We start from the raw sequence: 13,734 nt of genomic DNA, 5'->3' as shown, positions 1-13,734 counted from the left end.
CAGGCGGACGCCGACCTCAGCCCAGCTGCAGGATGGCCGTCGCCACGGAAAAATAGACCAGTATCCCCCCCACGTCCGCGATGGACGTGATCAGGGGGGCGCTGGCGGTGGCCGGATCCAGCTTCAGGCGGGTCAGGATCACCGGCAGCAACATCCCGATCATGCTGCCGAAGATAACCACCAGCACCATGGCCACGGCCACCGCCAGCCCCACGTCCGGCCCGCCCAGCCAGATCCCGGCGCCCCAGACGGCAAGTCCCAGGGTCACCCCAAGGGCAACGGACACAAACAGCTCCTTGCCCCATAGCCCGAGCCAGTCACGCAACTGAACATCCCCCGTGGCCAGGGCTCGGACCATCAGGGTGGAGGCCTGGGAGCCCGCGTTGCCGCCGGTGGCGATCACCAGGGGCAGGAAGAAGACCAATGCCACCACGGCCTCGATGGCGGTCTCGAACACCGCGATGGCCGCCCCGCTGAACAGGTTCACGAACACCAGGATCACCAGCCACCCGACCCGCTTGCGGTAGAGCAGACTCATGGCCGCATCCTTGAGGCCGGGAGCGATGGTGCCCACGCTGCCCATGCGCAGGAAGTCCTCGGTGGTCTCCTCCTCCACCACGTCCAGGGCGTCGTCCACGGTGATGATTCCCACCAGGACCTCCCGCTCATCCACCACCGGCAACACTTCCAGGTCATAGTGACGAATCAGGCGGGCGGCTTCTTCCTGGTCGGCCCGGGTCTGCACCCGGACCACCGCCTCCTTGAGCAGGCTGTCCACCCGGCGGCGGGGAGGTCCGAACAGCAGATCCTTGAGCTTGATCGCCCCCAGCAAGTGACCGTCCGCCTCGGTGACGAAGACCACGTTCACGGTCTCGCCCTGGGAGAAATGATCACGCAGGTAGGCCAGTGCCGCCTCCAGGGTCCAGTCCGGACGCACGGCCACGAAACCGGGCGTCATCAGGCGGCCCGCGCTGTCGGGCGGATAATTCAGCAAGCCCTTGACCACCCGCCGCCGCGGCTTGGGCAACAGGGCCATGAGACGGGCGGACTCCGACTCCGGCAGACGCTCCAGCAGTTCCGCCACGTCGTCGTAGGACGAAGCCGTCAGCAGGCGGGCATTTTCATCATCACTCAGCTCGGCCAGGATGCGGGCCTGTTGTTCCAGGCTCAGATAGGAAAACACATGAGCCATGCGATCCCTGGGCAGCAGCCGGATCAACGGCACCCAGTCCTCGGCGGGCAAGGCCTGGCTCAGTGCCGCCACGTCCTGGTTCTGCAGGGAGGCCAGCATCGTCTTCAGGCTCTCCCAGTCGCGTCGACGCATTTGCTCGAAAAAAGGCGCGTGCTTGAGTGAATCGGTCATTGTCCATGGAGTCCCAGCAAGGTGGCCGCCAGGCCGAAATAGATCATGATGCCCGCCACGTCGGCGATGGACGTCACCAGCGGCGTACTGGCCGTGGCCGGATCCAGGCGCAGGCGGGCCAGAAGCAAGGGCAGGATCATGCCCACCAGACTTCCCACCAGCACCACCAGCATCATCGCCACCGACACCAGCACGGCAATCTCCATGCCGCCCCGCCATAGCCCCAGACCGGACACGGCCAGGGCCATGGTCGCCCCCAGGGCGGTGGCCACTCCCAGTTCCTTGCCCCAGAGACGCAACCAGTCCCGGGGTTGCACCTCGCCCGTGGCCAGGGCACGGACCATCAAGGTGGCGGACTGTGCCCCGGCGTTGCCGCCGCTGTCGATAATCAGGGGCAGGAAGAACACCAGCACCACCAGAGCCTCGATGGCCTCCTCGTACCCGGCGATGACGAAACCACCGATGATGTTCACCGCCACCAGGATCAGCAACCAGCCCACCCGCTTGCGGTACAAAAGCCAGGGATGGGCCTGGCGCAGACTCAGGTGCAGGCTCCCCACGGCCCCCATCTTCTGGAAGTCCTCGGTGCTCTCCTCCTGCTCCACGTCCAGCACGTCGTCGACGGTGATGATACCCAGCAGTTCACGGTCCCGGTCCACCACCGGCAGGGCCGGGAGGTCGTAGTGACGCATCATCCGCAGGGCCTCTTCCTGGGGCGCATGGGCGTCGATGGACACCACGCGGCCGGTCATGAGTTCCGATACTGGGACATCCACCCGTGACTTGAGGAAATGCTTGAGGGCCAGCACGCCCAGCAATCCGCCCTCCTCATCGGTGACGTAGACCAGGTTGACCGTCTCGCCGCGACCCGCCTGCACCCGGAGATGATCCAGGGCACGGGCCATGCTCCAGTCAGGACGCACGCTCACCACGGCTGTGGTCATGAGCCGACCGCAACTGTCCTCCGGATACCCCAACAGGGTCAGGGCACGACGAATGGAACGGAACGGCAGCAGGCGCAGCAGTTGCCGGACCTCATCCTTGGGCAGGTCCTCCAGCAGGGCGGTGAGGTCATCCGGCAGCATCTCGGACAACAGATGACGCCCCTCGTCCACGGAGACCTGGCGGATGAGCTGAAGCTGGTGATGGGGGTCCAGGTAGGCAAAGACATCCGCCCGCCGCCCCGGGGGCAGCAAGCGGAACACATCACGACGGACCTCGCCGTCCAGGGTCATCAGGGCCTGGGCGATGTCCTGTATGCGCATCTCGTCCAGCCAGCCACGCACCGCGGACAGATCCCCCTGGGAGAGGTATTCGTTCAGTTCATCCAGATCGTAGATATGAGTCAATTCCATGCCTTGGCCCGGTTGGAACATGCAGTCGGAAAAAACACCGGCGATTCATACAACCGCGGTCAGGCCTGATGGCGACGATGCTGCTCGCACATCAGGGACACGCCGCGACGACGGCCCTCCGGCAGGGACCGGACGATGGTTTCAGTCAGGGGGGCAGGTCCCTGGGCGCACAGGCGCGCCAGAGTGGCATCGGGAAGTCCCAGGGTCAGGCGGCGGATGGAGCGGTCATCCATGGTCTGGAGTACCCGGATCTGGGACTGACCGGCCAGCTTGAGAAAGCTCAGCCGGGCACTGCCGAAATCGCCATGGCGACAGGCACGGGTCACCGCCTCGGCCACGGGGTTGGCATCGGGGGCGCGGCGGGCCGGGGATTCCAGGGTTTTGAGGGCCAGGCTCATCAGCCTGCTCATGTTCTTGATGATCCGGGTCATGATTCTCTCCTTGGCTGCCGCGGCGGCAGACCGATCGGAATACGCTGGGACACGGCCTCGAGGGCCGATGCAGCGTGGGGAGAGACCGGGATGACCGGGAAACAGGCAGATCCGGGGCCATCGATACCCGGAGACGGCAGACATTCACCCCGCACGGGGACGCCATGGCGCCCATGACAACACACTTTCGGGATGATGCGATACCGGTTTCCCTGATCCGACCGACGCGATGCGGTCCATCAGGGAGCCCGGGCGCGGTGGATTACCGCTGGAGGGGCTGGCCCCGACGGACGCAGTCACATGCCGGTCCGTGGCCGCTCACGGCCTCACCACGCATGCACCTACAACAACTGTCCATCGACAATTAAGCCTCTGTTGCCTGACAAGTGTTTTCGCGCTCGGCGAAAACGGAACAATGATAACGCCTGGAACACATCAGGGAAACCCCGCTCGTCGGGGTGACGGGTCGGTTCAGCCGGTGCGCAGGGCCTGCAGCAGTGCCTCCATGTCCTCCGGGAGGCCGGCTTCCCAGCGCCGGGAACCAGACCCGTCAGGGTGTTCCAGGGTGAGACGGGTGGCGTGCAGCGCCTGACGCCGAAACCCCCGCAGGATTGCCATGGCCTCATCGGACAGACCGGCCGGGAACCGCGGGCGTCCGCCATAGACCGGATCCCCCACCAGGGGGTGATGCAGATGGGCCATGTGGACCCGGATCTGATGGGTGCGTCCGGTTTCCAGGTTGACCCTGAGCAGGGTATGGTTGGCGAAGCGTTCCTCCACCCGGTAATGGGTGATGGCCTCCCGCCCCCCCGTCACCACCGCCATGCGCTTGCGGTCCACCGGATGGCGGCCGATGGGGGCCTCGACGGTGCCGCCGGACACCAGGGCGCCCTGTACCAGGGCCAGATATTCCCGACCCACGGTGCGGGCCTGGAGCTGGCGCACCAGGTCCGTATGGGATGCCAGGGTGCGGGCCACCACCAGCAACCCGGAGGTCTCCTTGTCCAGGCGATGCACGATGCCGGCACGAGGCAGATGCGCCAGTTCCGGGGCATGATGCAGCAGGGCATTGACCAGCGTACCCTGGGGATGCCCCGCGGCGGGATGCACCACCAGCCCGGCGGGCTTGTTGATCACCAACAGGTGATCATCCTCGTGCACCAGATCCAGCGGCAAATCCTCGGCCACATCCCGGCCCGGGTCATCCAGTGACACCCGTATCAGGACCGGCTCTCCCCCGCAGGTCTTCTGACGCAGGCGCGGGCGCTCCCCGGCCACCTCCACCGCACCCTCGTCGATCCACTGCTGGATACGGCTGCGGGAATAGTCCGGGAACATCTGGGCCAGCACGGCGTCAAGACGCCTGCCGGCCAGTTCGGGCGGGATTTCCCCCGCGAGTTTGATGGTTCTGGTCATGTGCCGGGGGCCGTCGGTTATACTCAATGCTTCAATTATCTTCCGTCTTAGCGCCCAATGACAGCTCTTCGCCCAGCCTTGACCCTCCTGCTCATCGCCGTCCTGGCCTCCGGCTGCGCCGGCATGCGCCAGGACCCCACCCGGGACTGGTCCGCCAGCCAGCTCTACGAAGAGGCCAAGGCGGCCCTGGACCGGGGGAATTTCGATCAGGCCGTGGAGTACTACGAGATCCTGGAAGCCCGATTCCCCTTCGGCCGTCACGCCCAGCAGGGCCAGCTGGAGATCGCCTACGCCTATTACAAGGCCCAGGAGCCGGAAATGGCGCTGGCGGCCGTGGACCGATTCATCCAGATGAATCCCCGGCATCCTCATGTGGACTATGCCTACTATCTGCGCGGCCTGATCAACTATGAGCGGGATCAGAGCTTCCTCAATCGTTGGATTCCGCAGGATCAGGCACGCCGTGATCCGGTCCCCCTGCGCAACGCCTTCGATGATTTCGGCACCCTGGTGCGCACGTTCCCCGACAGCCGCTACGCCGAAGACTCGCGTCAGCGCATGGTTCATCTGCGAAACCGGCTGGCCGCCCATGAGATGCATGTGGCGGACTTCTACATGCGCCGGGGCGCCTGGCTGGCGGCGGCCCAGCGGGGCCGCTACGTACTGGAACACTATGAAGGCGCCGAAGCGGTGCCCGATGCCCTGGAGGTCATGGTGAAGGCCTATCGGCGGCTGCGGCTCGACGATCTGGCCGGGGACGCACTGCGGGTGCTGGAACTGAATTTTCCGGAGCGGGCCGAACGACTGAGGCAGGGCGCCTGATTCCGGGACGACGATCCATACACGACACAGGGGGAGGTTGAGGATGTGGGATTTCTTTCAGACCGTCAGACACCGGCATTCCATCCGTCGCTACCAGGCCGACATGCCGGTGGAACCGGAGAAGCTGCACGCGATCCTTGAAACCGCGGTGACCGCCCCTTCGGCGGGCGACCTGCAATCCTACCGCATCATCTGCGTGAAGGATGCGACCCTGCGGACCGGGCTGGCGGAGGCAGCCCACGGACAGCAGTTCATCGCCGAAGCTCCTGTTTGCCTGGTCTTCTGCAGCGATGCGGAACGCTCGGCCGAACAGTACGGCGAACGGGGCCGGGACCTGTTCTCCATTCAGGACGCGACCATCGTGGCCGCCTATGCCCAACTGGCGGTGGTGGCGGCGGGAATGGGGTCCACCTGGGTGGGCATGTTCGATGAACAGGCCGTGGCCGACACCTTGTCACTGGAGCAGGGCCTGCGGCCGCTGGCCCTGCTCTGCGTGGGGTACCCGGCGGAACTGCCGGAATCCTCCCATCGGCGGCGCCTGGATGAAGTGGTGACGTACCGCTAGCCGGGTGTCGGGAGAGAGCGGCATAGCCACGAAGCTTGCCGCTCTCTCACTTCAGGCTCCCGCCCGATTTTACAGGGCGTCGCTGTTTTCCTCGCCGGTGCGGATGCGGATGGCCCGCTCCATGTCGGTGACGAAGATCTTGCCGTCCCCGATCTTGCCGGTTCTGGCCGCCTTCAGAATGGCTTCCACGCAAGCATCCACCAGGCTGTCATCCACACCGATCTCCAGCTTCACCTTGGGGATGAAATCGACCACGTACTCGGCTCCCCGGTACAGCTCGGTATGCCCCTTCTGCCGGCCGAAACCCTTGACCTCGGTGGCGGTCAATCCCGTCACGCCGATCTCCATCAGCGCCTCGCGGACGTCCTCCAGTTTGAACGGCTTGATGATGGCTTCAATCTTTTTCATGGTTTGCAATTACCTGCAGAGGTGGGAAGAAGGTGCCACGGGATCGCCCTAGCTGAGCAATCGGCCATAGCCGGAGGTAATGGGATAGCGCCGGTCCTTGCCGAAGGCACGACGGGTCACCCGGACTCCGGGCGGGGCCTGGCGGCGCTTGTATTCACTGCGCAGCACCAGGCCCATCACCCGGCGCACGGTGGCCGGCTCGAATCCCGCGGAAACGATATCGGTGAAAGACTGATCCTGTTCCACGAAGCGCTCCAGGATCCCGTCCAGGATCTCGTAGGGGGGCAGACTGTCCTCGTCCCGCTGATCGGGAGCCAGTTCCGCCGAAGGCGGACGTTCGATCACCCGCTCGGGGATGGCCGGCCCCAGGGTGTTACGATACCGGGCCAGGCGATAGACCCAGAGCTTGGAAACATCCTTGAGCGGGGCAAAGCCACCGGCCATGTCCCCGTAGAGGGTGGCATAGCCCACCGCCATCTCGCTCTTGTTACCGGTGGTCAACAGCATGCGACCGGTCTTGTTGGAGATGGCCATCAGGAGGGTACCCCGACAGCGGGCCTGGATGTTCTCCTCGGTGGTGTCCGCGGGCAGACCGGCCAGGACCTCCGCCAGGCCGTTCATGAAGGCCTCGACCATGGGCGCGATCGGAATCTCCCGGTAGGACACCCCCAGAGTCCGTGCCTGGGCGGCGGCATCCTCCCGGCTCATGCCGGCGGTATAGTGATAGGGCATCATCACCGCCTCCACCCGTTCCGCCCCCAGGGCATCCACGGCGATGCAGAGAGTGAGCGCGGAGTCGATGCCTCCGGACAGGCCCAGCAGGGCGCCGCTGAAACCGTTCTTGTTGACGTAATCCCGCACCCCCAGCACCAGGGCCTGGTACAGGCTCTCCTCGGGGGATGGCGGGGGCGCAAGGATGCCGCCGCTGAAACTGATGTCACGACGATCGAAATGCACTTCCAGGGTATAAATCCCCTCTTTCCAGGCGGGCGCGCTCAGTTTCAATGCACCGTCCCGGTCCACGGCCAGGGAATGACCATCGAAGACCAGTTCATCCTGGCCGCCCACCAGGTTCAGATAGACCACCGGCAGACCGCTCTCATGAACCCGCTCGCGCAGGACCGCCAACCGTTCCTCGTGCTTGGAAAGGTGGAAGGGCGAGGCATTGAGACTGAGCAGCAGCCGGGCACCGGCGGACTGGGCCCGGCGGGCCGGCTCTGAGACCCAGATGTCCTCGCACAGGGCCAGGGCCACCGGCAGGCCCTTGACCTCCACCACGCAGGGCCCCTCGCCGGGATGGAAATAGCGCTTTTCGTCGAACACGCTGTAATTGGGCAGGACCTGCTTGTGATAACGGGCCAGCACCTTGCCGTCACGCAGATATGCGGCGCTGTTATGGAGGTATCCCGATTCCCTCAGGGGCAGACCGACCACCACATCGATCCCGGACACCTCCCGGGCAATGCGCTTGAGGGCCTCCTCGGAGCGTTGCAGCAAAGTGCCCCGCATCAGAAGGTCCTCGGGCGGATAACCGGTCAGGGTCAGCTCGGGAAACAGCACCAGATCGGCGCCATGGCAGTCCCTGGCCTCGCGGGCCGCGGCCACCACCCGCTCGGCATTACCTTCCACGTCGCCCACCAGAAGGTTGATTTGCGCCAGGGCGATCTTGAGGATGTCTGTCATGGTCCGAACATTCAAAAACAGGTGACAACAGGAGACCACCACCCCGTCGGGGTGGTGGTCCGTGAACATGGAAACCCTTGGCCGTCAGCCCATCAGGGCCTTGAGCCGCCCCCCCATCTCCGCGGGCGAACGCACCGCAGCGACACCGGCCGCCTCCAGGGCAGCGAATTTCTGATCCGCGGTCCCCTGACCACCGGAGATGATCGCCCCGGCATGCCCCATGCGGCGTCCCGGCGGCGCGGTGACACCGGCGATATAGGCCACCACCGGCTTGGTCACGTGATCGCGGATGAAGGCCGCGGCCTCCTCCTCGGCACTGCCGCCGATCTCGCCCACCATGATGATGCCCTCGGTCTGCGCGTCCTCCTGGAACAGGCGCAGACAGTCGACGAAATTCATCCCATGGATGGGATCGCCCCCGATACCCACACAGGTGCTCTGCCCCAGGCCCGCGTCGGTGGTCTGCTTGACCGCCTCGTAGGTGAGGGTCCCGGAACGGGAGACGATACCCACCTTGCCCGGCTGATGAATATGTCCGGGCATGATGCCGATCTTGCAGGCCCCGGGGGTGATGACACCCGGGCAGTTGGGACCGATGAGCCGGGAACGGCTGCCGGTAAGGGCGGCCTTCACCTTAAGCATGTCCAGCACGGGAATCCCCTCGGTGATACAGACGATGATCTCGATCCCGGCATCCGCGGCCTCCAGGATGGCATCGGCGGCAAAGGCGGCCGGGACATAGATCATGGTGGCATTGGCCCCGGTATCGCGGACCGCGTCATGCACGGTGTCGAACACCGGCAGCCCCAGATGCCGCTGTCCGCCCTTGCCCGGGGTGACTCCGCCCACCATCCGCGTGCCGTAGGCCATGGCCTGTTCGGTGTGGAAAGTACCCTGCTTGCCGGTGAACCCCTGGCAGATGACCCGAGTATGCTTGTCGATGAGAATGCTCATGAAGAATCCGTGTCAGCTTCGTCTGTCTGAATCCGGCATGCCGGCCCGCTCGTCCCCTGCCCGTCAGGCGGCCTTGGCCGCGGCCTTCACCACCTTGAGGGCACCATCGGTCAAACTTTCGGCGGCGATGATGTTGAGATCACTCTGCGCCAGCAGGGCCCGGCCCTGCTCCACGTTGGTGCCTTCCAGGCGTACCACCACGGGCACGCCCACATGGACTTCCTTGACCGCCGCGATGATCCCCTCGGCGATCAGGTCACAGCGGACGATGCCGCCGAAGATGTTCACGAACACGGCCTTGACCGAGTCGTCGGAGAGGATGAGCTTGAAGGCCTCGGTCACCCGGGCCGCGGTGGTGCCGCCGCCCACGTCCAGGAAGTTGGCCGGCTCACCGCCGTGGAGCTTGATCAGGTCCATGGTGGCCATGGCCAGTCCCGCGCCGTTGACCATGCAACCGATATTGCCGTCCAGGCGAACATAATTGAGTTCATGCTCCCTGGCCCTGGCCTCGCGGGCATCTTCCTGGCTGGCGTCCCGCAACGCCGCCAGGGCGGGGTGCCGGTAGAGGGCGTTGTCGTCCAGGTTGATCTTGCCGTCCAGGGCCACCAGGCCGCCCTCTCCGGTGACCACCAGCGGGTTGATCTCGATCAGGCTGGCATCGGCTTCGATGAACAGGGTATAGAGCCGGGTGAGCAGCGCCACGAACTCATTGACCTGCCGGCCTTCCAGGCCCAGGGCAAAGGCGACGCGACGCCCCTGATAAGGCATGATGCCCGCGACCGGATCCACGAACAGGGTCAGCAGCTTCTCCGGGGTGCTGGCGGCCACCTCCTCGATGTCCATGCCGCCCGCCGCCGAGGCCATGATGGCGACACGGCGGGTAGCCCGGTCCACCAGCAGGCCCAGGTAGAGCTCACGCCGGATGTCGGTGAGGGATTCGATCAGCAGGGTGTTCACGGGGAGGCCCGCGGGGCCGGTCTGGTGGGTGACCAGAGTGGTACCCAGCAGGTCCTCGGCCGCGGCCTTGAGTGCATCACGTCCCCGGACCAGCCTGACGCCACCGGCCTTGCCGCGACCACCGGCATGCACCTGGGCCTTGACGACCCAGGCATCGCCTCCCAGGGTATTCATGGCATCATCCAGGTCGTCGAGCCCCTCGATGGAGACACCGGACGGCACCGGAATCCGATAATCGCGAAAGAGGCCCTTGGCCTGGAATTCATGAAGGTTCATAGTTTCACAGTATCAAAGGTATGGATGGAGACGGCGGGTGCCCCGGCGGACATGACGCCTCGGGGCTGACGGACTCACCGCCGACACACGTTCTGTAGTACCTTCTCATACACCACTCAAAATCGAATCACCACGCCATGCAAATCCTGTTCTTGATCGCATCCATCGTTCTGGTCTTCATGGTGGTCCGGCTCATGCTCAAGACACCGGACGTACCCCGCCCCGAGCATCCCGCCAAGCTCCGGCAAAAGACCTCCGGCAAGATGCTGCGCTGTCATTACTGCGGCCTGCACATTCCCGAGGAGGAAAGTCTGTGGGAAGGCGGCAAACCCTTCTGTTCCGAGTCTCACCGGGATCTGGCCCTGTCGCAAGAGTCTACACGAGAATGAGCCGCGTTGTGGTGTGAGACCGGACGTCCACGCAGAATGCGGGCAGCATGTCTTTTCTCCTGTCGGACCGGATGATGCCGGAGCATGGCGTCGTCGGGAGCGCCGCCGGCGATGTCTGGCGTGCGCTGCGACTCTTCAGTCTTTATCGCTTCTTCGTGGCGGGTATGCTCACGGCCCTGGAGGTCTTCGGCACCGGCCCCCAGGCGCTCGGCAGTTCCCATCCCCGCCTGTTTTTGCTGTTCGCCTTCACCTATCTGCTGCTGAGCCTGGGGTTCGGCATTGCCGCACGGTTACGGCGACTTCCGGCATCCTTGCAGATCTACCTGCAGGCGGCCACGGACATCAGCCTCATCACCCTGCTCACCTACACCAGCGGAGGCGTCACCAGCGGCCTGGGCATGCTGGCAATCCCGGCCATTGCCGGCCTGGGACTGCTGGCGCCCGGGCGCCCCGCCCTGTTCTTTGCCGCGCTGGCCTCCATCGCCCTGCTGCTGGCGCAGATCCACGGCTACTGGTTTGAACCCGGCCGCGATTCCGCCCTCACCCAGACCGGCCTGCTGGGGGCCGGCCTGTTCGCCACCGCCCTGCTGGCCCTGGTGCTGGCCCGCAGGGCCATGGAAAGCGAGGATCTGGCCCAGCGCCGCAGCGTGGACCTGGCCAACATGGCCGAACTCAATGCCCACATCATCGACCGCATGCAATCGGGCGTCATCGTGGTCAATGATGACCGGCACGTTTACCTGATCAATGAGTCCGCCTGGCTGCTGCTGGGCAACCCGGTGACCGCCGATACCAGCGACCTGAGCCGCCTGGCGCCGGAACTTTACGGTGCCCTGCAGGAGTGGCTGCGACATCCCACCGGCGCCGGTCACCGGACCCTCCCGGCCAACGGGCACAGCCCCGAACTACGGGTACGATTCACCCGCCTGGGGGTGGACAAGCCCATCGGCACCGTCATCCTGCTGGAAGACACGGCGGAACTGCGCAGACAGATGCAGTCCATCAAGCTCGCATCCCTGGGACGTCTCACCGCCAGCATCGCCCACGAGATCCGCAACCCCCTGGGCGCCATCAGTCATGCCGCCCAGCTGCTCGGGGAATCCGATGAGCTCAATCGGGCGGACCGCCGTCTGGTGGGCATCATCCAGGACCAGAGCCGCCGGATGAACCAGGTCATTCAGAACGTGCTGGACCTGTCCCGGCGTCAGGCTCCCCGGATCGAGGTCCTGGCCCTGCGACCGTGGCTGGAACGCTTCGCCGACGAATTCTGCCGGCACCACAACCTGGAACGCGCGCAACTGGAGCTGTCCATTCGGCCCGAGGACGCCCGGGCCTGCTTTGATGCGGAGCAACTGCATCAGGTGGTCTGGAACCTGTGCACCAATGCCCTGCGCTATGGCACCCGGGCCGGACAGCCCGCGCGCATCCTGATCCAGGGCGGCACCCGGGACGTGAGTCGCCACGCCACCCTGGACATCATCGACCAGGGCCGCGGCGTGAACCCGTCGATTGCCCGACGACTCTTCGAGCCCTTCGTCAGCACCGGCAATGAAGGCACCGGACTTGGCCTGTACATCTCCCGCGAGCTGTGCGAAAACAATGGCGGCACGCTCGACTACATCCCGCTACCCACCGGCGGAAGTTGCTTTCGCATTCAGTTTCCGCCCCATGAAACCACCACCCCCGTCATGGAAGGCCGGCGCTCCCGACAGGCATGAGCATCCAGAACGTACTGATCATCGACGATGAGCCGGATATCCGGGAACTCCTGGAGATCACCCTCGGCCGCATGCGGCTCCATACCCGCTCCGCAGGGACCGTCAGGGAGGCAAAACGGCTGCTCGGCAACGAACCCTTTGATCTGTGCCTGACGGACATGCGCCTGCCGGATGGTGACGGCATCGAGCTGGTGGAGCACATCCAGGCCTACTATCCGGAGCTGCCGGTGGCGGTCATCACGGCCTACGGCAGCATGGATTCCGCCGTTCAGGCCCTCAAGTCGGGGGCCTTTGACTTTGTCTCCAAGCCCGTGGACCTGAACATCCTCAGGGATCTGGTGGGCAGCGCCCTGAAACTGGGCAAACCCGGCGACGGTGAAGGCAATGATGCGGCCTCGACCAGACACCAGCCACCCAGGGAGGAGCATCTCCTGGGTGATGCACCGGCCATGCGTCAGCTCAAGGCCACCATCCTCAAGCTGGCCAGAAGCCAGGCACCGGTCTATATCCTGGGCGAATCCGGTAGCGGCAAGGAAAGGGTGGCCCGGGAAATTCACCGCCAGGGTCCCCGGGTGGATCGGCCTTTCGTGCCGGTGAACTGCGGCGCCATCCCCGCCGAACTCATGGAAAGCGAGTTCTTCGGTCACCTCAAGGGCAGCTTCACCGGTGCGGTGGCCGACAAGCAGGGCCTGTTCCAGGCGGCTCAGGGGGGGACCCTCTTTCTCGATGAAGTGGCGGAACTGCCGCTGCACATGCAGGTGAAGCTGTTGCGCGCCATCCAGGAACGGGCCATCAAGCCCATCGGGGCCGCCCACGAGATCGCCCTGGACGTGCGCATTCTCTCTGCCTCCCACAAGGACCTGAGCCGGGAGGTGCAGGCGGGGCGGTTCCGCCAGGATCTGTTCTATCGCCTGAATGTGATCGAATTGCGCGTCCCTCCCCTGCGGGAGCGCCGGGAAGACCTCCCGCATCTGGCGTCACACATCCTCTCCAGGCTGGCCCAGCGCTGGCAGGAACCGCCCAGGCGACTCAGCCCGGATGCCATGCAGGGACTGATGACCTACGACTATCCGGGCAACGTCAGGGAGCTGGAAAACATCCTGGAGCGGGCGGCCACCCTGTGCGACAGCGACATCATTCGGGTGGAGGACCTGCAACTGCCCAGTGCCGTGACGCCGCCTGCCCCGCTTGCCGGAGAACCCCTCAAACCCCTGGAGCAACAGCTGGAACAGCAGGAAAGACAGGTCCTGCTGACCGCCCTGGAACAGGCGGGAGGTCACGGCGCGACCGCCGCCCGGCTGCTGGGGCTGACGGCCAGGCAACTGAGTTACCGGCTCAAGAAGCTCGGACTGCCCCCCTGAAAGCCCATTTTCACGGATGTCCGGGAGGGCGCCACC

At 65.2% G+C, this 13,734-nt stretch carries 13 protein-coding genes; 5 read left to right on the top strand and 8 right to left on the bottom strand.

Annotation, left to right across the window (positions count from 1 at the left end):
* Positions 1-16 precede the first annotated feature (16 nt).
* The 4 genes from mgtE (LQD11_RS10045) to rluD all read right to left on the bottom strand — a co-directional run bounded on the left by mgtE (LQD11_RS10045) (position 17) and on the right by rluD (position 4,565).
* Entirely contained in the window at positions 17-1,363 is a 1,347-nt protein-coding gene (gene mgtE, locus LQD11_RS10045) for a magnesium transporter (RefSeq protein WP_238617423.1), read from the bottom strand.
* Positions 1,360-2,718, bottom strand: coding sequence for a magnesium transporter (mgtE, locus tag LQD11_RS10040; protein ID WP_238617422.1), 1,359 nt, complete (start codon positions 2,716-2,718; stop codon positions 1,360-1,362). Before mgtE (LQD11_RS10040) ends, mgtE (LQD11_RS10045) begins: the two co-directional genes overlap by 4 nt.
* A gap of 59 nt (positions 2,719-2,777) precedes the next feature.
* Complete coding sequence (locus LQD11_RS10035) at positions 2,778-3,149, bottom strand: hypothetical protein (RefSeq protein WP_008931004.1); 372 nt, start codon at positions 3,147-3,149, stop codon at positions 2,778-2,780.
* A gap of 471 nt (positions 3,150-3,620) precedes the next feature.
* Complete coding sequence (gene rluD / locus LQD11_RS10030) at positions 3,621-4,565, bottom strand: 23S rRNA pseudouridine(1911/1915/1917) synthase RluD (RefSeq protein WP_238617421.1); 945 nt, start codon at positions 4,563-4,565, stop codon at positions 3,621-3,623.
* Positions 4,566-4,622: 57 nt separating this feature from the next.
* Between rluD and LQD11_RS10025 the strand changes: the two genes are divergently transcribed.
* Together LQD11_RS10025 and LQD11_RS10020 are read left to right on the top strand one after the other, a co-directional pair.
* The gene (locus LQD11_RS10025) at positions 4,623-5,387 is read left to right on the top strand and encodes an outer membrane protein assembly factor BamD (RefSeq protein WP_238617420.1); all 765 of its coding nucleotides are present in this window, start codon (positions 4,623-4,625) and stop codon (positions 5,385-5,387) included.
* A 43-nt stretch (positions 5,388-5,430) separates the two neighbouring features.
* The gene (locus tag LQD11_RS10020; protein ID WP_008931001.1) at positions 5,431-5,952 is read left to right on the top strand and encodes a nitroreductase family protein; all 522 of its coding nucleotides are present in this window, start codon (positions 5,431-5,433) and stop codon (positions 5,950-5,952) included.
* A gap of 69 nt (positions 5,953-6,021) precedes the next feature.
* Here the strand turns inward: LQD11_RS10020 and LQD11_RS10015 are convergent, their stop codons facing one another.
* The 4 genes from LQD11_RS10015 to sucC all read right to left on the bottom strand — a co-directional run bounded on the left by LQD11_RS10015 (position 6,022) and on the right by sucC (position 10,230).
* Positions 6,022-6,360 carry a P-II family nitrogen regulator gene (locus LQD11_RS10015; RefSeq protein WP_008931000.1) on the bottom strand — a complete coding sequence of 113 codons (339 nt, stop codon included), beginning with the start codon at positions 6,358-6,360 and terminating at the stop codon, positions 6,022-6,024.
* A 48-nt stretch (positions 6,361-6,408) separates the two neighbouring features.
* A complete protein-coding gene (locus tag LQD11_RS10010; protein ID WP_238617419.1) occupies positions 6,409-8,043 on the bottom strand; it encodes an NAD+ synthase in 1,635 nt (544 codons plus the stop codon).
* A gap of 84 nt (positions 8,044-8,127) precedes the next feature.
* Complete coding sequence (gene sucD, locus LQD11_RS10005; protein WP_238617418.1) at positions 8,128-8,997, bottom strand: succinate--CoA ligase subunit alpha; 870 nt, start codon at positions 8,995-8,997, stop codon at positions 8,128-8,130.
* Positions 8,998-9,060: 63 nt separating this feature from the next.
* Positions 9,061-10,230, bottom strand: coding sequence for an ADP-forming succinate--CoA ligase subunit beta (gene sucC, locus LQD11_RS10000; RefSeq protein WP_238617417.1), 1,170 nt, complete (start codon positions 10,228-10,230; stop codon positions 9,061-9,063).
* A 137-nt stretch (positions 10,231-10,367) separates the two neighbouring features.
* Here sucC and LQD11_RS09995 point away from each other — a divergent pair, with 137 nt between their 5' ends.
* The 3 genes from LQD11_RS09995 to LQD11_RS09985 are packed head-to-tail and all read left to right on the top strand — an operon-like array spanning position 10,368 to position 13,698.
* Positions 10,368-10,619: a PP0621 family protein gene (locus LQD11_RS09995; RefSeq protein ID WP_238617416.1), complete on the top strand. Its 252-nt coding sequence runs from the start codon at positions 10,368-10,370 to the stop codon at positions 10,617-10,619.
* 47 nt (positions 10,620-10,666) lie between these two features.
* Positions 10,667-12,337 (top strand): sensor histidine kinase, encoded by a 1,671-nt coding sequence (locus tag LQD11_RS09990; RefSeq protein ID WP_238617415.1) that lies wholly within the window; start codon positions 10,667-10,669, stop codon positions 12,335-12,337.
* Positions 12,334-13,698 carry a sigma-54-dependent transcriptional regulator gene (locus LQD11_RS09985; RefSeq protein ID WP_238617414.1) on the top strand — a complete coding sequence of 455 codons (1,365 nt, stop codon included), beginning with the start codon at positions 12,334-12,336 and terminating at the stop codon, positions 13,696-13,698. Before LQD11_RS09990 ends, LQD11_RS09985 begins: the two co-directional genes overlap by 4 nt.
* Positions 13,699-13,734: the final 36 nt, after the last annotated feature.

This window comes from Ectothiorhodospira shaposhnikovii (genome assembly GCF_022227765.1).
In the GTDB taxonomy this organism is placed as follows: Bacteria; Pseudomonadota; Gammaproteobacteria; order Ectothiorhodospirales; family Ectothiorhodospiraceae; genus Ectothiorhodospira.
The sequence above is the reverse complement of the archived record's forward strand: the minus strand, read 5'-3'. Positions and strand labels throughout refer to the sequence as shown.